Origin of the sequence: Streptomyces sp. NPDC017520, assembly GCF_044329855.1 — a bacterium.
In the GTDB taxonomy this organism is placed as follows: Bacteria; Actinomycetota; Actinomycetes; order Streptomycetales; family Streptomycetaceae; genus Streptomyces.
In genome coordinates this window covers 195716-214615 of sequence record NZ_JBIRKB010000002.1, presented here as the reverse complement: position 1 = coordinate 214615, position 18900 = coordinate 195716, and the positions used below count along the sequence as shown (strand labels likewise).

14 protein-coding genes, 1 tRNA gene and 1 pseudogene are annotated in these 18900 nt (G+C 70.3%); 9 read left to right on the top strand and 7 right to left on the bottom strand.

Annotated features, from left to right (window positions below; genetic code table 11):
* The first annotated feature begins 240 nt into the window (after positions 1-240).
* The gene (locus ACH4KB_RS05030) at positions 241-1008 is read left to right on the top strand and encodes a S1 family peptidase (protein WP_398063675.1); all 768 of its coding nucleotides are present in this window, start codon (positions 241-243) and stop codon (positions 1006-1008) included.
* A gap of 64 nt (positions 1009-1072) precedes the next feature.
* Here the strand turns inward: ACH4KB_RS05030 and ACH4KB_RS05025 are convergent, their stop codons facing one another.
* Positions 1073-2992, bottom strand: coding sequence for a beta-galactosidase family protein (locus ACH4KB_RS05025; RefSeq protein ID WP_398063673.1), 1920 nt, complete (start codon positions 2990-2992; stop codon positions 1073-1075).
* Positions 2993-3255: 263 nt separating this feature from the next.
* On the opposite strand from ACH4KB_RS05025, the gene ACH4KB_RS05020 reads away from it, so the two are divergent.
* The 3 genes from ACH4KB_RS05020 (at position 3256) to pepN (ending at position 7411) form a co-directional block, all read left to right on the top strand.
* Entirely contained in the window at positions 3256-4134 is an 879-nt protein-coding gene (locus ACH4KB_RS05020; RefSeq protein WP_381752998.1) for an AraC family transcriptional regulator, read from the top strand.
* Positions 4135-4206: 72 nt separating this feature from the next.
* Positions 4207-4569 (top strand): chorismate mutase, encoded by a 363-nt coding sequence (locus ACH4KB_RS05015; RefSeq protein ID WP_398063670.1) that lies wholly within the window; start codon positions 4207-4209, stop codon positions 4567-4569.
* A 250-nt stretch (positions 4570-4819) separates the two neighbouring features.
* A complete protein-coding gene (gene pepN / locus ACH4KB_RS05010) occupies positions 4820-7411 on the top strand; it encodes an aminopeptidase N (protein WP_398063668.1) in 2592 nt (863 codons plus the stop codon).
* A gap of 164 nt (positions 7412-7575) precedes the next feature.
* On the opposite strand, the pseudogene ACH4KB_RS05005 reads toward pepN, so the two are convergent.
* Positions 7576-7927, bottom strand: a pseudogene (locus tag ACH4KB_RS05005) (ArsR/SmtB family transcription factor); the annotation flags it as partial.
* A 140-nt stretch (positions 7928-8067) separates the two neighbouring features.
* Between ACH4KB_RS05005 and ACH4KB_RS05000 the strand changes: the two are divergent.
* Both ACH4KB_RS05000 and ACH4KB_RS04995 read left to right on the top strand, forming a co-directional pair.
* Entirely contained in the window at positions 8068-9516 is a 1449-nt protein-coding gene (locus ACH4KB_RS05000) for a pyridoxal phosphate-dependent decarboxylase family protein (protein ID WP_398063666.1), read from the top strand.
* Complete coding sequence (locus tag ACH4KB_RS04995) at positions 9513-10940, top strand: lysine N(6)-hydroxylase/L-ornithine N(5)-oxygenase family protein (protein WP_398063664.1); 1428 nt, start codon at positions 9513-9515, stop codon at positions 10938-10940. The genes ACH4KB_RS05000 and ACH4KB_RS04995 overlap by 4 nt, the downstream gene beginning before the upstream one ends.
* A gap of 235 nt (positions 10941-11175) precedes the next feature.
* Here the strand turns inward: ACH4KB_RS04995 and ACH4KB_RS04990 are convergent, their stop codons facing one another.
* Positions 11176-13008 carry a bifunctional metallophosphatase/5'-nucleotidase gene (locus ACH4KB_RS04990; protein WP_398063662.1) on the bottom strand — a complete coding sequence of 611 codons (1833 nt, stop codon included), beginning with the start codon at positions 13006-13008 and terminating at the stop codon, positions 11176-11178.
* A 140-nt stretch (positions 13009-13148) separates the two neighbouring features.
* On the opposite strand from ACH4KB_RS04990, the gene ACH4KB_RS04985 reads away from it, so the two are divergent.
* On the top strand, positions 13149-13880 hold the full coding sequence (locus ACH4KB_RS04985) for an SIMPL domain-containing protein (protein WP_398063660.1): 732 nt from the start codon (positions 13149-13151) through the stop codon (positions 13878-13880).
* Between the two features lie 120 nt (positions 13881-14000).
* Complete coding sequence (gene pyk, locus ACH4KB_RS04980; RefSeq protein ID WP_026290457.1) at positions 14001-15440, top strand: pyruvate kinase; 1440 nt, start codon at positions 14001-14003, stop codon at positions 15438-15440.
* A gap of 17 nt (positions 15441-15457) precedes the next feature.
* On the opposite strand, the gene ACH4KB_RS04975 is transcribed toward pyk, so the two are convergent.
* Together ACH4KB_RS04975 and ACH4KB_RS04970 are read right to left on the bottom strand one after the other, a co-directional pair.
* Positions 15458-16237 (bottom strand): helix-turn-helix domain-containing protein, encoded by a 780-nt coding sequence (locus ACH4KB_RS04975; RefSeq protein WP_398063657.1) that lies wholly within the window; start codon positions 16235-16237, stop codon positions 15458-15460.
* A gap of 111 nt (positions 16238-16348) precedes the next feature.
* Positions 16349-16421 (bottom strand) — tRNA-Leu (locus ACH4KB_RS04970).
* 99 nt (positions 16422-16520) lie between these two features.
* Here ACH4KB_RS04970 and ACH4KB_RS04965 point away from each other — a divergent pair.
* Positions 16521-17177 carry an ANTAR domain-containing response regulator gene (locus tag ACH4KB_RS04965; protein ID WP_007460230.1) on the top strand — a complete coding sequence of 219 codons (657 nt, stop codon included), beginning with the start codon at positions 16521-16523 and terminating at the stop codon, positions 17175-17177.
* Between the two features lie 80 nt (positions 17178-17257).
* On the opposite strand, the gene ACH4KB_RS04960 is transcribed toward ACH4KB_RS04965, so the two are convergent.
* Together ACH4KB_RS04960 and ACH4KB_RS04955 are read right to left on the bottom strand one after the other, a co-directional pair.
* Entirely contained in the window at positions 17258-17974 is a 717-nt protein-coding gene (locus tag ACH4KB_RS04960; protein WP_398063654.1) for an ABC transporter ATP-binding protein, read from the bottom strand.
* Positions 17971-18900 carry an ABC transporter ATP-binding protein gene (locus ACH4KB_RS04955; RefSeq protein ID WP_398063652.1) on the bottom strand — a complete coding sequence of 310 codons (930 nt, stop codon included), beginning with the start codon at positions 18898-18900 and terminating at the stop codon, positions 17971-17973. Before ACH4KB_RS04955 ends, ACH4KB_RS04960 begins: the two co-directional genes overlap by 4 nt.

The following is an 18900-nucleotide window of genomic DNA, read 5'->3' as shown; positions in this document are numbered from 1 at the left end:
CGAAAAGTGCGCCTTGTGGCAGCGGTCACCACGCGCCGATAATCGGAGCGTTCTTGACGGGTTCATGACTAGTTCGGCTTCGGTGCCGAAGGCCGTCGCCCGCCCGGGGCACGCGTGCCGGACCGCGCGACCACAGCACTCCCACGACTCCCGCACTCCAGGGGCTCCTGCACCACAACGCGGCACGGCAACCTCCCACAGCAACCCCCCACACGAAATCCCCCACGAAAGAAGGCCTCCGTGAAGCTTCTGAGCGCGCTGAAAAGGTGTTCCGTCGCCATAGCCGCCGTCGCCCTCGCGACCGTCAGCCTCCAGCCCGCCTCCGCGGCCCCCCAGCCGATCGTCGGCGGCGAACGCGCCGAACAGGGCGAGTTCCCCTTCATGGTCCGGCTCTCCATGGGCTGCGGCGGTTCGCTCTACGCCCAGGACATCGTCCTCACCGCCGCCCACTGCGTGGACGGTTCGGGCAACGACACCTCGATCACCGTCACCGGCGGCGTCGCCGACCTCAAGTCGCCCGACGCGGTCAAGGTCCGGTCGACCAAGGTCCTCCAGGCCCCCGGCTACAACGGCACCGGCAAGGACTGGGCGCTGATCAAGCTCGCCCGGCCGATCGATCAGCCCACCCTGAAGACCGCCACCGACAGCACCTACGACGAGGGCACCTTCACCGTCGCGGGCTGGGGCGCCGACCGCGAGGGCGGCCGCCAGCAGCGCCATCTGCTCAAGGCCGACGTCCCGTTCGTCTCCGACGCCGACTGCCAGAGCGCCTACAGCGACCTCGTCCCCGGCGAGGAGCTGTGCGCCGGCCTCCTCGACACCGGCGGCGTCGACAGCTGCCAGGGCGACTCCGGCGGCCCGATGTTCCGCAAGGACGACGCCGACGAGTGGATCCAGGTCGGCATCGTCAGCTGGGGCCGGGGTTGCGCCCGCCCGGACTACCCGGGCGTCTACACCGAGGTCTCGCACTTCGCGGGCGACATCGCCTCCGCGGCCGACTCGCTCTGACCCCCGTCCGGGCCCGGACCCCGGTCCGGGCCGGCCGCCGGACCACCGCACGTCCGGCCGGTGATCACGGCTGAACCACCCCGGGGGCGTCCGCATCGGCGGGCGCCCCCGGGCCCAGCTCCACACACGGCTCGCCCGCGTCCTCCAGCTCCAGGACCCACACCTCGTTGGCGCCGTCGCGAAGCACCGGACCCGGCACGTACAGGGTCCGCTGCGGGCCCACCGACCAGTACCGGCCCAGGCAGAAGCCGTTCACCCAGACGAACCCGCGGGTCCAGCCCGGCAGTTCGAGCCCCGCGTGATCGACGCCGGACGTGCCGGAGGTGGCTGACGTGCCGGAGGTGGTCGACGTGCCGGAGGTGGCTGACGTGCCGGAGGTGGCTGACGTGCCTGAAGTCTTTGGCGCGCCCCCGGCCCCCTCGATGGTGAACGTCCCCCGGAACAGCCCCGTCCGCCCCGCGTCACCCGCCCCGGCGGCGGCCTCCACCGGCCCGAACGGGACCTCGGCCAGTGCGTCCGCAGCCTCGAACGCGTCGAGCCGCAGCCCCCGGGCCCGTACCCCGTGCAGATACTGCCGCTCGTGCAGCACCCCGCCCGTGACGCCCTTCGGCTCGCCGAGACGCGGCCCGTAGTTGACCCGGCCCAGCGACTCCACCCACAGCTCGACCTCCGCCGGGCCCGCCACCGGCTCCGGCAGCGTCCCCGACTCCTCGGTCAGCACCCCGGCCCGGGCCCCGTCCACGTACACCACCGCCCGGTCCCGCAGACCCGAGACGCTCAGCGGATACGCCTGGCGCGGCCCCGGCACCGCCACCCGGTAGCGCACGAGCCCCCGGTCCACGCCCAGCTCCTCGAACGTCGGCGGCACCCCCGACTCCGTCTCCGGATCACCCAGCGCCTCCAGGACCTCCCCGAGCCCGGCCCACTCCGCCAGCTCCACCCGCACCTGCCCGGCGAGCCCGACCGGCTCCGGCGGCAGCGCGGGCAACGGCCCCTCGGCGTACGCCTCCAGGACCTTCCGGAACAGCCGGAACTTCTCCGTGGCCCGCCCGTACTCGTCGACCGGCGCGTCGTAGTCGTACGACGTCACCGTCGGCCGGAACGACTCGTCCTGATGCGGGCCCGACCGGTTCGCCCCCGCCCAGCCCCCGAAGTTCGTCCCCCCGTGCGCCATGTAGATGTTCACCGACGCCCCGCACTCCAGGATCTCCCGCAGCGCCCCGGCCGCCTGCCCCGGCTCCCGGCGCACCGGCTCGGCCCCCCAGTGGTCGAACCAGCCGCACCAGAACTCCATGCACATCAGCGGGCCCCTCGGTTGATGCCGGCGCAGCACCTCGAAACCCTCCCGCGCTCCCGAACCGAAGTTCGCCGTCGCGAGAAGCCCCGGCACCGAACCACCGGTCAGCATGTGGTCCTCCGGGCCGTCCGACGTGAACAGGGGGACCGTCACCCCGCACTGCCGCAACAACCCGGCCAGCCACCCCAGATACACCGCGTCGCTGCCGTAACTCCCGTACTCGTTCTCCGCCTGTACGAGGATCACCGGACCGCCCCGGGACACCTGCCGCTGCACCACCTGCGGCAGCAGCTCCCGGAACCACCGCTCCACCACCGCCCGGTACGCCGCGTCCCGGGTGCGCACCCGACGCCCGAACCGGCCCGTCACCCACACCGGGAGGCCGCCGTTCTCCCACTCGGCGCAGATGTACGGACCCGGCCGCACGATCGCCCACAACCCCGCCCGCCCCACCGCGTCCAGGAACCGGCCGAGGGCCCCGGCATCCCGGACCTCGCCCTCCCGGGGCTCGTGCAGATTCCACGGTACGTACGTCTCGACGCAGTTCAGCCCCATCGCGGCGAGCATCGCCAGCCGGTGCTCCCACTGCGCCTCGTGCACGCGGAAGTAGTGCAGCGCGCCCGACAGCAGCCGCACGGGCCTCCCGTCGAGCCGGAAGCAGTCGTCCCCCACGGTGAAGTCGGTCATGGTGCTCGTACGCTCCTGTGCTCGGCCGCGCCCGGCGGCCCCTCGGGTCGATTGGTCCGACCACCTTCACCTCTGGCGCCGCACCCGGTCCATGGACAAAGATCGCTGTTGATTGGACACAACGGACCAGCGGGGAACGGACACCACGGACCAGCGGGAACGGACACCACGGATCAGCGGGGACCCGACACCACGGACCTGCCGGGTCGGCACCCGGACCAGCCGGTCGGCACCCGGACCAGCAGGGAGAGGAAGGGACCGCGATGTACCACACCTGGATGCGTTTCTTCACCCCGAGCCCGCTCCACCACCGCCTGGGCCTCGTCTGCCTCGGCGTCGGACTCCAGCACGGGGCGCTGCCCACCGTCGGGCCCCGCACCCTCGACCACCACGTCGCCGTGATCGTCAACTCCGGCACCGGCTGGTTCAAGGGCCCCGACGGCCGCCGCACCCCCGTCACCGGCCCCAGCCTCATCTGGCTGACCCCCGGCACCCCCCACCACTACGGCGCCGACCCCGGCACCGGCTGGGACGAGAGCTTCGTCGACTTCACCGGCCCCGCCACCACCACGTACACCGAACTCGGCTACATCGAGCCCGACCGCCCCCTCGTCCCCCTCTCCGACACCGCCGCACCCCGCGCGGCCGTCGGACGCATCGTGCGCGCCGCCCGGCGCGGCAACCCCCTCCTGGAGGTGGAGACCGGGGCCGCCGTCCACGAACTCCTCGTCACCCTGCGCCGCGCCCGCGCCGACATCGGCCCCGACGGCGACCCGGTCCTCCAGGCGCTGGCCCGCGACGCCTACCAGCCGCTCACCGTCGCCGAGCACGCCGCCCGGCACGGCATGACCCCCGCCGAACTGCGCACCGCCGTACGGCGCGGCGCCGGCTGCAGCCCCAAGGACTACCTGCTGGGCATCCGCCTGGGCCGGGCCAAGGAACTCCTCGCCGCCACCGACCTCCCGGTCGCCGCCGTGGCCCGCCGCGTCGGCTACGACGACCCCGCCTACTTCTCCCGGCTCTTCGCCCGCCGGGTCGGCACCGCCCCCGTCCGCTTCCGCGAACAGCAGGGCCGCAGCGTGCCCGGCGGCTGGAGCGACCAGGTGCCCGACCCCGACGACCCACCGACGATCACCACCTGAGCGCCGCGGCCCGCCCCCCACTGCCCACCGACGATTGGGGGGCGGCGGTGCGGGGCTCTAAGCTCGCTGACCATGAGTACGAGCGAAATCGACGCGTCCGTCCAGGCCGAGCTGAACCGGCTGCGCGAGAGCATCGACAACATCGACGCCGCCGTCGTCCACATGCTGGCCGAGCGGTTCAAGGCCACCCAGCAGGTCGGCCGCCTCAAGGCGGACCACAGGCTGCCGCCCGCCGACCCCGCCCGCGAGACCCGACAGATCGCCCGGCTCCGACAGCTCGCGCAGAGCGCCAACCTGGACCCGGCGTTCGCCGAGAAGCTGCTGAACTTCATCATCGCCGAGGTGATCCGCCACCACGAGCGCATCGCCGACGAAGCGGAGAACGGCGACGCCGGCCGGACCGGCGGCACGACGGCCACCGCCGCCGAAGCCTGACCGGCCGGCCCGGGGGAGAGCCCGCGCGAGACCCGCCCCGCCTGCTCCGGGGGAGAGCCCGCGCGAGACCCGCCCCGCCTGCTCCGGGGACGCGCACCGCGAGACCCGCCCGGTGAGATCCGCCCGGCGAGGCCCGCCCGCCACGGGGGACGCGCCCGCGAGACCCGCCCCGCGCGCCCCCCCGGGCCGCCCCGTCCGCCCAGGGAGAACCCCGCTGCGCCCGCCGTATGCCGTACGGCAGCATGGGGACATGTCCGTACTGACGCGCGACGAAGCGCAGACCCGAGCCCAGATCCTCGACGTGGAGCGGTACACGATCGCCCTCGACCTCACCACCGGCGAGGAGACCTTCGACTCCGCCACCGCCATCCGGTTCACCGCCCGCGCGGCCGGAGACACCTTCGTCGAGGTCAAGCCCGCCACCCTGCGCTCGATCAGTCTCGACGGACACCCCCTGGACCCCGCCCTCCTCGACGGCAACCGCTACCCCCTCACCGGAATCACCGCCGGCCCCCACGAACTGCGCGTCGACGCCGCGATGCACTACTCCCGCACCGGCGAGGGCATGCACCGCTTCACCGACCCCACCGACGGCGAGACCTACGTCTACACCCAGCTGTTCATGGAGGACGTCCAGCGCGTCTTCGCCGCCTTCGACCAGCCCGACCTGAAGTCCGTCTTCGCCATCGACGTCACCGCGCCCAAAGGCTGGACCGTCCTCGGCAACGGCGTCGCCGAACACACGGGGGAGGGGCGCTGGACCATCGCCCCCACACCCCTCGTCTCCACCTACCTCGTCGCGGTCGCCGCGGGACCCTGGCACTCGGTCACCACCGAGCACGCCGGGCTGCCCTTCGGCATCCACTGCCGCCGCTCCCTCGCGCCGTACCTGGACGCCGACGCCGACGAGATCCTCGACATCACCCGCGCCCTGTACGACCGCTACCACGAGAAGTTCGACGAGCCCTACCCCTTCGACTCCTACGACCAGGCCTTCGTCCCCGAATTCAACGCGGGCGCCATGGAGAACCCCGGACTCGTCACCTTCCGCGACGAGTTCGTCTACCGCTCCGCCGTCACCGACACCGAGCGGCAGACCCGAGCCATGGTCATCGCCCACGAGATGGCCCACATGTGGTTCGGCGACCTCGTCACCCTGGCCTGGTGGGACGACATCTGGCTCAACGAGTCCTTCGCCGAGTACATGGGCTACCAGACGCTCACCGAGGCCACGCTTCCCCGAGCTCTCAACTCCGTGCGAGCAGGGGAGGTCCCCTTCCCCGACACCTGGGTCGACTTCGGCGTCGCCCGCAAGGGCTGGGGTTACGACGCCGACCAGCGCCCCTCCACCCACCCCGTCGCGCCGGATCCCGACGCCGTCCCCGACACCGCGTCCGCCCTCCTCAACTTCGACGGCATCAGCTATGCCAAGGGCGCCTCCGCACTGCGCCAACTCGTCGCCTGGCTCGGCGAGAAGGACTTCCTGGCCGGCATCAACACCCACTTCGCCCGCCACAAGTTCGCCAACGCCACCCTCGCCGACTTCATCGACAACCTGGCCTCCGCCACCGACCGCGACGTCCACGCCTGGGCCGAACAGTGGCTGCGCACCACCGGCATCGACACCCTCACCGCCGAGATCACCGCCCCCGAGCCCACCGCCGGCCCCACCGAGCCGACCGGCAACGGCCAGTCCTGGGCCCTCACCGTCACCCGCGACGGCTCCCGCCCCCACCGCGTCACCGTCGGCGCCTACGACCACGCCCTGGGCACCCAGCCCGCCCCCGGCCACCTCGCCCTGCGCGACCGCTTCGACCTCGACGTACCCGGCGACGGGACGCCCACGATCCGCCCCGGCCGCCGCCCCGCCCTCGTCGTCCTCAACGACGGCGACCTCACCTACGCCAAGATCCGCCTGGACACCGCCTCCTGGGACACCGTCCTGACCAGCCTCTCCGGCATCCCCGACGCCCTCACCCGGGCCGTCGTCTGGAACACCGCCCGCGACATGGTCCGCGACGCGCAGCTCCCTCCCGCCACCTACCTCGCGACCGCCCGCACACACCTCCCGCACGAGACCGACCTCGCGCTCGTCCAGGGCGTCCTGTCCTTCGCCGCCGGCCAGGTCGTCGACCGCTACACCATCCCCGAGGACCTGCCCGCCGCCCGCGCCACCCTCACCGACCTCTGCCGCGACCTCATCCGCCGCACCGAGGACGGCTCACAGCCGGGCCTCCGCCTCATCGCCGTACGCCACTTCATCGACGCCGCCACCCAGCCCGACACACTCCGGAGCTGGCTCGACGAAGGCACCGTCCACGGCGGACCCGAGCTCGACCCCGAGCTGCGCTGGCGCATCCTCACCCGGCTCGCCGTCCTCGGCGCCACCGACGAGACCACCATCGCGGCCGCGCTCGCAGCCGACCCCAGCGCCACCGGCCGCGAGGGCGCCGCCCGCTGCCGTGCCGCGCTGCCCACCGCAGAGGCCAAGGCCGCCGCCTGGGACGCCCTGTTCACCGACGACACCCTGTCCAACTACCTCTTCACCGCCACCGCCCAGGGCTTCTGGCAGCCCGGACAGGAAGAGCTGACCGACGACTACGTGGCCCGCTTCTACCCGGACGCCATCGCCCTCGCCGCCCGCCGGGGCCCCGCCATCGCCGAAGCCGCCGGACGTTACGCCTTCCCCGCGTACGCCGTCGACCCCACGAGCCTCGGCACCGGCACCCGCGCCCTGGAGGACCCGGCCCTCACCCCCGCCCTGCGCCGCAAGCTCGTCGACCAGCTCGACGACCTGCGCCGCGCCCTCGCCGTACGGTCGGCCGTCGCCCTCGCCGACTGACCGAGGCGCACCGCCGCGGGACGGGAACGGCTTCCCGCCCCGCGGCCGTGCGGTGCGGAGGATCGGCCGCGGCCGTGCGGTGCGGAGGATCGGCCGCGGCCGTCACCGCTCCCGTCCGCGACGTCGTCCGGAGCCCCGACCGGGGTACGGCCCCCGGACCCGCCCGTCGCCCGCAGATCGGCCGGCAGCTCCGCCTGGCCCGCCAGCACCCCGGTCAGAACCGTCCGCGCCACCCGCAGCAGCTCCGCCACCCCCCCGGGTCGGCCAGCGTGCCGTGGACGGCCGAGCCCTCCCGCCGGGCCGTCACGAGACCGGCACGGCGCAACACGGCCAGCTGTGACGAGAGATGGGCGGCCTCGACCCCCACTTCGTTCAGCATCTTCGAGACCGCGTGCCCGCGTTCCTGAGCAGTTCGAGCACCCTGATCCGGACCGGGTGCCCCAGCGCCTCGAAGAACTCCGCCGTCAATCGGTACAGCGGTGTGCTTCGGCCACCCCGCTCCCACGGCCCACCCACCCCACCCCACCCCCCATCGGGCGACACCAACCGGCAGTACCCCTTTCGAGTTCAGATCGTTGGGCTCTTCGGCCGCGCCACCCGAAACCCGGGACAAGCCGGCACGCCCACCCCCGCGCACCCGAAGGACCACCTCACCCATGCCCACCCCGCCCCTCGCCGGAGGCACCGCGGGCCCCGCCGCCCTCCGCCCCCTCATCGACACCGTCCTCACCGCACTCCACAACGGCGCGACCCTCCGCGACGGCCCCCTCCCCGCCGGCGGACCCGACACCGTCACCCCCCACACCCGCACCGCCACCCACCCCCTCATCCCCGACCACGGCACCGGACCCCACCACGCCCTCCGGAGCCTCGTCACCGCCCTCGCCGCAGGCGCCGCAGACCCCGCCCACCCCCACTGCGCCGCCCACCTCCACACCCCACCCCTCGCCCTGGCAGCAGCAGCCGACCTCGCCGCCAGCGCCCTCAACCCCTCCATGGACTCCTGGGACCAGGCCCCCGCCGCCTCCGCCCTCGAAGCCGACCTCACCACCGCACTCGCCGCCGAGATCTACCCCCACACCCGCTCACCCGACGCCGTCATCACCACCGGCGGCACCGAGGCCAACCAACTCGCCCTGCTCCTCGCCCGCGAACGACACGGCCCCGTACAGACCATCTGCGGCGCCAACGCCCACCACAGCATCACCCGCGCCGCCTGGCTCCTCGGCCTCCCCCAACCCGTCGTCGTCCCCGCCCCCACCGGCACCCTCGACCTCGCCGCCCTCGACCAAGCCCTCACCGAACTCCACCGCCCCCTCCTCGTCGTCGCCACCGCCGGCACCACCGACACCGGCGACATCGACCCCCTCCCCGCCATCGCCGACCTCTGCACCACCCACGGCGCCGAACTCCACATCGACGCCGCCTACGGCGGACCCCTCCTCTTCAGCCCCACCCACCGCACCCTCCTCCACGGCCTCGACCGAGCCCACAGCGTCACCCTCGACCTGCACAAACTCGGCTGGCAACCCGCCTGCGCCGGCCTCCTCGCCGTACCCGAACACCACCACCTCACCCCCCTCCACCACCACGCCCCCTACCTCAACGCCGACGACGACACCGAAGCCGGCCTCCCCGACCTCCTCGGCCGCTCCCTGCGCACCACCCGCCGCCCCGACGCCCTCAAGATCGCCGTCACCCTCCAGGCACTCGGCCGCACCGGACTCGCCGACCTCATCGACCGCACCCTCGCCACCGCCCACCACCTCGCCGACCTCATCACCAAGAACCCCGCCCTCGACCTCTACGACCGCCCCACCATCAGCACCGTCCTCCTCCGCCCCACCGGCGCCGACGACCACACCGTCGCCACCGTCCGCCGCACCCTCCTCCAACGCGGCCACGCCGTCCTCGGCCGCGCCCACGCCGAAGGCCGCCTCTGGCTCAAAGCCACCCTCCTCAACCCCCACACCACCCCCCAGGACCTCCAAGCACTCCTCGACCTCATCACCGCCACCACCAACGAACACCTCACCCACCCACCCACCACCCCCACCACGACCCACCCCACCCCCCACCCCACGGAAAGCGACACCCAGCGATGACCGCCCGGCCCGCCCCCACCCCCGACCAGCCACACGACCTCGTCGGCATCGGCATCGGCCCCTTCAACCTCTCCCTCGCCGCACTCGCCCACAACATCCCCGCGAGCACCGACGACCCCCGCCCCCTCGCCGCGACCTTCTACGAACAACGCCCCGCCTTCCACTGGCACCCCGGCCTCCTCCTCGACGGCGCCAGCCTCCAGGTCCCCTTCCTCGCCGACCTCGTCACCCTCGCCGACCCCACCAGCCCCTGGAGCTTCCTCAACTACCTCCGCACCCGCGACCGCCTCTTCCCCTTCTACTTCGCCGAGCGCTTCCACATCCAACGAGCCGAATACGACGCCTACTGCCGCTGGGTCAGCGAACAACTCCCCGGCCTCCACTTCGGCCACCAGGTCGACGCCGTCCGCTGGAACACCGACCGCTCCCTCTTCGAAGTCGACTTCACCCAACTCGACCGCGACGGCGAAGCCGAAGCCCTCGGCCGCGCCTACGCCCGCCACATCGCCCTCGGCATCGGCACCGAACCCTTCGTCCCCGAACCCCTCAAACCCCTCGCCGAAGCCGAAACCGTCCCCGTACTCCACTCCGCCGACTACCTCCGCCACCGGACACGGCTCCTCACCGCCGAACACATCACCGTCATCGGATCAGGACAGTCCGGCGCCGAGATCTTCCTCGACCTCCTGCGCGCCCGCCCCGAAGGCGCCGAGAAGATCCACTGGCTCGCCCGCACCCAGGCCTTCGCCCCCATGGAGTACTCCAAACTCGGCCTCGAACACTTCACCCCCGACTACAGCCGCTACTTCCACGCCCTCCCCGAAACGGCCCGCGACGAACTCGTCCCCCGCCAATGGCAACTCCACAAAGGCATCGACGCCGACACCATCGCCGCCATCCACGACGAGCTCTACCGCCGCACCCTCCACGGCGGCTGGCCCGACGCCACCCTCACCCCCGGAGTCCACGTCCGCACCGCCGGACGCGTCGCCAACACCCGCGTCGAACTCCACCTCGAACACACCCAGCAGGGCACCCGCTCCCGCCTCACCACCGACGCCGTCATCCTCGCCACCGGCTACCGCGAACGCCCCCTCGACGCCGTCCTCGGCAGCCTCGGCCCCTACCTCAGCCGCGACGCCTCCCACCGCCCCCGCATCGACGACCAGTACCGCCTGGTCCTCGACCCCGCCGTCACCGGACACGTCTACGTACAGAACGCCGAACGCCACACCCACGGAGTCGGCGCCCCCGACCTCGGACTCGCCGCCTGGCGCAGCGCCACCATCCTCAACAACCTCACCAACGCCAACCCCTACCCCCTCCCCGAGCGCACCGCCTTCACCACCTTCGGCCTCGCCCCCCAACCCCCCAGAATCCCCGCCCAGGGCCACGTCCTCGTCCCCCTGAGCCAATCCGTCTAGCCCCCGCACAAGGAACGGCCCGGGCCCCCACCGAAGGAGACCCGGGCCGAACGAACAACCCACCGCGCACAGCGCCACGGGACCACCGGCGCCAAGGAATCACGGCAACACCGGCGCTACGGGAACACAGGCGTCACAGGGACGTCGGCGTCAGGGGAACACCGGCGCTACGGGAACACAGGCGTCACAGGGACGTCGGCGTCAGGGGAACACCGGCGCTACGGGAACACCGGCGCTACGGGAACACAGGCGCCCCATCACGCGTCAGCCGCCACCCCACCGAAGCGAACGCCGCCGGATCCACCGACCCCTTCTCCCGCACCCACCCGATGATCGTGTTCCGGATCTCGTCCGAATCCGCCCACACCTGCCGCGCACCCGGCACATGCGGAAAGTTCCCCCCACCACTCGCCCGATAGTTGTTCACCGCGAACACGAACCGCGCCGCCGGATCGATCGCCTTCCCCTCGAAGGACAGCCCCACGATCCGCGAACCCACCGGCTGAGCGATGTCGATGTCGTACGTCACCCCCGACACCGCGTCGTAGTTGTAGTCCGGAATCCCGTCCGCGTTCGTCAGCTTCGCCGTCTCCACCGGACCACCCGCGGGCGTCCGCACGAAATACCGCGCCGAATACTCCAGATACTCCTGCAACTGCGCACCCGTGAGCAGCCGCGCCTCCAGCGTGTTCTCGAACGGATACAGCCCCGCCGCGTCCTTGATCGTCACCTCACCGGCCGGAATCCCCGCCGTACGCGAGAAGCACGAAGCCTGTGACAACACCGGCAACGCCGCGAACTCCCCGCCCGCCAGCGCCGCCTTCACCGTCTCCGCCTGCACCTGGTTGATCAGATCGATGATCGGCTCGTCCTTCCACGGCGCGTCCGCCGTCGACATCGCCACCACCGACGTACCGATCACCTGGTTGACGTACTCCACCACCTTGCGGTGCTCCGACCGCAGCAGCGACGTCACCTTCCGGTCCTCCGGCACCGTGTTGGAGTTCAACACCCGCGAACCGGCCTTCTCCACCGCCCAGCGGCCCTTCTCCCACACCAGATCGAAATCGAACAGCGTCAACCGCTGACCCCACTTCGCCGGCTCCGAGAGCACGACCCGCTTCCCGGTCTCCTTGTTCGTCACGAAACGCTCGGCGATCTCCACATGCGCGTGCCCCACCAGAATCGCGTCGATCCCCGGCACCTGCTCCGCCACCAGAGCCGCCGCGTTCTCCACGTACGGCAACTGATCCCCCCACGACGACGTCCCCGAAGAACCCGAATGCGCCGACACCAGCACCACGTCCGCACCCATCGACCGCAGCTTCGGCACCCACTTCGCCGCCTGCTCCTCCAGACCCGGGAACACCATCTTCCCGCCCACGTTCGCCTTGTCCCAGATCGCGATACCAGGATTCGTCAGCCCCAGCACCGCCACCCGCACATCACGCCCGTACGGCGTCCGCATCCGCTTGATGACATACGGGGCGAACGCCGGCCGCAACGTCCTCGCATCCAGCGCATTCGCCCCCAGCAACGGAAAGTCGCACTGCTCCTCGAATTTCCGCAGCACCGGAATGCCGTAATTGAACTCGTGATTCCCCAGCGCCGCCGCGTCGTAACCGATCGCGTTCATCGCCCGCGCCATCGGATGCACCGGACCACGCCGCGCCGTGATCGGATCGACCTTCGCGTAGTAGTACGACAACTGCGTGCCCTGGATCGTGTCACCCGCGTCGATCAGCAGCGTGTTCCCGCGGCCCTTCTCCCGGCGCACCTGCTCCACCAACGTCGAGATCTTCGCCAGGCCGACATCGTTGTGCGCGGAGTCGTCGTACTCCCTGTCCGTGAAGTAGTCCCAGTTGAAGACGTTGCCGTGCAGATCAGTCGTGCCCATCACCGTGAACGAATACCGCTTCGCCCCACGCCCATGACCGTGGTCCTTCGCCTCCGCCGCACCGGCCGAGCCCACGACCGCACCGCCCGCCATCGCCACACCCGCACCGGCGGCAGCCGAACGGCCCAGAAAAGTCCTACGGTCCAACGGGTTCAACGGATTCAACGGCATTTCTTCACTCCTCGTTCAGTAGGGCAACGCGCGTAGATTCTGGCCCAGCCGCCGCCACGCACAACACCCCACACAGGTTTCGATCTGATGACCACGCGACACACACCACGACACCCCACCCCCCATGCCACAGTGAACACATGACCGAAACCCCCACACCCGCCCCCGCGCCCGCCCCCCACCACCCCTACGGCACCCCCACCACCCCCCACGTCACCGTCCGCGGCGAAGCCCACCTCGAAGTCGACCCCGAAATCGCCCACATCACCATCACCCTCACCGCCCGCTCCACCGACCGCCGCACCACCCTCGACGACCTCACCCGCCGCAACACCACCACCCTCGACCTCATCAAGACCTACGGCGACGCCATCGAAAAGCTCGAAACCGGAACCCTCACCATCCGCCCCGAACTCACCCGCCACGGCCGCGCCGAACGCATCCGCGCCTACCACGGCAGCATCCAAATCACCACCACCCTCAACGACTTCACCACCCTCGGCGAACTCGTCACCCGCCTCGCAGACAACGACCTCACCCGCCTCGACGGCCCCTGGTGGGCCCTGCGCCCCACCTCCCCCCACCACGCAGCCGCCCGCCGCCAAGCCGTCCAGGAAGCCCTCCAACGCGCCCGCGAATACGCCGAAGCCCTCGACACCCGACTCGGCGCCCTCCTCGAACTCAACGACACCGGGGTCCACGCCGGCCCCCACATGGCCCGCGCCGCCTTCTCCACCCAGGCGATGGCCTACGGAGGCGCGGGCACGGAAGCCGCCACCGACGCCGCACCCATCGACCTCGAACCCGTACGCCAGACCATCGACGCCCAAGTCGAAGCATCCTTCACACTCATCCCACCGAACCTCGGATAAACGCTCATCAGAGCACCCCGCTGCACAATTCAACAGTTGTCAACAACCCTTCATGAGAAGGTTGTTGAGGTGTCATGCAGAGCCAAATACCTACCCGTAGGTAAGGTTTAGTCTCGAACCATGCGCCGAGCGAAAATCGTTTGTACCCTGGGACCCGCAACCGACACATACGACCAGATCAAAGCCCTGGTCGAAGCGGGAATGGACATCGCCCGCTTCAACCTCAGCCACGGCAGCTACGCCGAACACCAAGCGCGCTACGACCACGTCCGCAAAGCGTCCGAGGAAACCGGCCGCAACGTCGGCATCCTCGCCGACCTTCAAGGCCCGAAGATCCGCCTCGGACGCTTCCGCGAAGGCCCCGTACTCCTTGAACGCGGCGACACCTTCACCATCACCGTCGAACCCCTCGAAGGCGAAGGCACCGGCGACATCTGCGGCACCACCTACGACGGACTCGCCGCCGACGTCACCACCGGCGAACGCATTCTCGTCGACGACGGCCGCGTCACCCTCGAAGTCACCGGCGTCGAAGGCCCCCGCGTCCACACCACCGTCATCGAAGGCGGCATGGTCTCCGACAACAAGGGACTCAACCTCCCCGGCGTCGCCGTCTCCGTCCCCGCCCTCTCCGAAAAGGACATCGACGACCTCCGCTGGGCCCTGCGCACCGGCGCCGACATCATCGCCCTCTCCTTCGTCCGCACCGGACGCGACATCGACGACGTCCACCGCATCATGGACGAGGAGAACCGCCGCCTCCCCGTCATCGCCAAGGTCGAAAAACCCCAGGCCGTCGACAACATCGACGACATCGTCGCCGCCTTCGACGGCATCATGGTCGCCCGCGGCGACCTCGGCGTCGAAATGCCCCTGGAACAAGTCCCCATCGTCCAGAAACGCGCCATCAAGCTCGCCCGGCGCAACGCCAAACCGGTCATCGTCGCCACCCAGATGCTCGACTCGATGATCGACAACTCCCGCCCCACCCGCGCCGAAGCCTCCGACGTCGCCAACGCCATCATCGACGGCACCGACGCGGTCATGCTCTCCGGCGAGACCAGCGTCGGCAAATACGCCATCGAGACCGTCCGCACCATGTCCCGCATCGTCGAGGCCGCCGAGGAAGACCTCCTCGCCAAGGGCCTCCCGCCCCTCACCGAGCGCAACAAACCCCGCACCCAGGGCGGCGCCGTCGCGAGGGCCGCAGCCGAGATGGGCGACTTCCTCGGCGCGAAATTCCTCGTCGCCTTCACCCAGAGCGGCGACACCGTCAAGCGCCTCTCCCGCTACCGCTCACCCATCCCGCTCCTCGCCTTCACCCCCGACGAGGCCACCCGCGCCCAGCTCAACCTGACGTGGGGCGTCGAGACCTTCCTCGGCCCGCACGTGGACTCCACGGACGCGATGGTCGCCCAGGTCGACGAGGAGCTGCTGCGCATCGGCCGCTGCCAGAAGGGTGACGTGGTCGTCATCACCGCCGGCTCCCCGCCGGGCGTCGCGGGCTCCACGAACCTGGTCCGCGTCCACCACATCGGCGAGGACGACAGCCCGAAGTAGGGCGGCTCAGGATCAGCTCAGTATTTCGGCCCGACGTGCGCATCCATGAGGGTGACGGATGCCCGTCGGGCTACGGAGATGTTGTAGGGCTTGCCCGCGCGAGTGCAGTGCGTCCAGGTGATGCCGAGCGTGTCGAGGGTGTCGGTGTAGAGGCGGCGGATGTCGTCGGAGACGTTGGTGAAGTAGTACCGGGGGTACTCGTAGCGCTTGCGTTCGCCATTGACGATCCTGGTTGTCCAGTTCATGTTTCGACATCCGTCGGAATGGATGAGGCCCCGAACGAAATGCCAGGGGCGGGCGTCGACGATCTCCTGCTGCCACGCTTCGAGAACGATCGGTCGCTCATGTTTCTTGCCCGGGCCGTGCTGAGGAAAGACGCAGGTCCAGTGTTTGCTGTACGACTTCACCTCAACGCAGTTGTTTCGCTGCCGCCGACCGATGCGGGGCATGGGCATGACCGTGCGCATGGCCGCTTCCGCCTCGTCGATCACGCCCGGCCAGACGGCGTCGCAGAAGATGGACAGGTGATGCTGCTTAATCTTCGACGTGATGTGGCCGTCGCCGAGGTACAGCCCCAGTAAGTAGGCGTAGGCGGCCCGATCGGCCTGTCGGCCTGTGCAGGCGGGGCAGTCGGTGGGCTGCTCGTACTGCACCCCGCGTCGCTTGCGGTCCTCGTGCAGCCACCAGCCGACGGTCCCGCGCGGCACGTTGAGACGTTCTGCTACTGCCCGATTGGTGGTTCCGCTCCGCAGGAGGGCGAGCGCTTCGTCACGTATCGAGGGGTTGTGCTGCTCCATGCAGCGTAGTTTTCTGCGACCTTCGAAGGGGCGTGCCCGGATCGGAGGCGCGTTCACCGGCAAGGGTGAAGATCGCCAAATTGTTGCTCGACCTTGGAATCCAAGGAGAAGTGCCCCGAGTCGGATTCGAACCGACGCTGTATGGGTTTTGAATCCATCGCCTCTGCCGCTGGGCTACCGGGGCCCCTTCGAAACGAAGGATACCGAGGACCCTCCGTGCCTCAAACATACCGTAACTAGGTAGGCTCTTGGGAGCTGCACCCCTGTCCTAACAAGGAGCCCCGTGACCACCCCCGAGTCGCCCCAGCCCGTAGACGCCGTCGACGACGACAAGTCGCACGTCCCGCCGCTGACGACCCGCGTCGTCATCGCCGAGGACGAGGCCCTCATCCGCCTCGACCTCAAGGAGATGCTGGAGGAGGAGGGTTACTCCGTCGTCGGTGAGGCGGGCGACGGGCAGCAGGCCGTCGAGCTGGCCCGGGAGCACCGGCCGGACCTCGTCATCCTGGACGTGAAGATGCCGGTCCTCGACGGGATCTCCGCCGCCGAGAAGATCGCCGAGGAGTCCATCGCCCCGGTCCTGATGCTCACCGCGTTCTCGCAGCGCGACCTCGTCGAGCGGGCCCGGGACGCCGGGGCCATGGCGTATCTGGTGAAGCCGTTCAGCAAGAGCGACGTGGTGCCGGCCATCGAGATGGCCGTCTCCCGGTTCGCGGAGCTGAAGGCGCTGGAGAGCGAGATCGCGGACCTGTCCCAGCGGCTGGAGACCCGGAAGCTGGTGGACCGGGCGAAGAGCATCCTCCAGACGGATTACGGGCTCTCCGAGCCGGCCGCGTTCCGGTGGATCCAGAAGACGTCGATGGACCGCCGTATGTCGATGCAGCAGCTGGCGGAGGCGCTGATCGAGGACGCCGAGGAGAAGAAGAAGTCGGCCGAGTAGCCGCGTACACGTAACGAAGGCGAGAGGCCCGCACCCCGGACGATCGGGGTGCGGGCCTCTCGCGTACGGCGGCGGACGAGTCAGTCCTCGCCGAGGTAGGCCTTGCGGACCGACTCGTCGTGGAGCAGGTCCGAGCCCGCGCCGGAGAGGACGATCTTGCCGACCTCCATGACGTGACCCTGGTCCGCGAGGGAGAGGGCGGCCTGGGCGTTCTGCTCGACGAGCAGGATCGTGGTGCCCGACGCCTTGAGCTCGACGATGGTCTCCATGATCTTCTGCATCATGATCGGGGAGAGTCCCATGGAGGGCTCGTCGAGCATGAGCAGCTTGGGCTGGGACATCATGGCGCGTCCCATGGCGAGCATCTGCTGCTCGCCGCCCGAGAGGGTGCCCGCGGCCTGCTTCCGGCGTTCCCCGAGGATGGGGAAGAGGTCGTAGGCGCGCTGGACGTCCTTCTCGATGCCTGCTTTGTCGTTGCGGAGGTAGGCGCCGAGGAGGAGGTTCTCGGTGATCGTCAGCCGGGGGAAGATGTGGCGGCCCTCGGGGGAGTGGGCGATGCCGAGGGAGACGATCTTGTGGGCGGGGATGTTGGCCAGCGGTTTGCCCTCGAAGAGGATGCGGCCGCCGAGGGGCTTGAGCAGTCCGGAGAGGGTGCGCAGGGTGGTGGTCTTGCCGGCGCCGTTGGTGCCGATGAGGGTGACGACCTGGCCGGCGTCGACGGTGAAGGAGATGCCCTTGACCGCTTCGATCTTGCCGTAGGCGACCCGGAGGTCTTGGACCTCTAGCAGTGCGGTCATCGGGTGCCCTCCTCATCGGTGCTGGTGGTGTCGGGTGTCGTGGTGTCCTTCGCCGGGGTGGTGGTGCTGGTGGTTCCGGCGTGGGCCTCGGCTGCTTCGACCTCGGCGACTTCTTCGGCGCCGGGGGCGCCTTCGAAGGGGGTGCCGAGGTAGGCGGCGACGACGCGTTCGTCGGCCTGGACGTCGCCGGGGGTGCCTTCGACGAGTTTCTCGCCCTGGACGAGGCAGGCGACGCGGTCGCAGAGGTTGAAGATGAAGCGCATGTCGTGCTCGATGACGAGGACGGCGATGCCCTGGTCCCGGATGGCGAAGATGAGTTCTTCGGTGACGCGGGTTTCCTGGGGGTTCATGCCGGCGGTGGGCTCGTCCAGGAGGAGGAGTCCGGGGTCGCTGGCGAGTGCGCGGGCGATTTCCAGCTTGCGCTGGTCTCCGTAGGGGAGGTTGCGCGCGAGGTGGTCGGCCTTGTCCTGGAGGCCGATGAACTCCAGGAGTTCCATGGCGCGTTCGCGGCTGGCGTCTTCTGCCTTGTGGTAGCCGGGGAGGCGCAGGAGGGCTGACCAGAGGCCTTCCTTGGTCCGGGTGTGGCGTCCGACGAGGACGTTTTCCAGGACGGTCATGTTGGCGAAGAGCCGGATGTTCTGGAAGGTGCGGGCGATGCCGGCCTTGGTGACGAGGTGGGGTTTGGGCGGCAGGACGGTGCCCTTGTAGCTGACCTTGCCCTCGGTGGGGATGTAGAGGCCGGTGAGGCAGTTGAAGAAGGTGGTCTTGCCTGCGCCGTTGGGGCCGATGAGGCCGACGATCTCGCCGCTGTTGACGGTGAGGTCGACGCCGCGTACGGCGGTGAGTCCGCCGAAGCGCATGGTGACGCCGCTGGCGTCGAGGACCGTGGTGGCCGGGTTGGCCGGGGTGGTTGTCGTGGTGGTCAT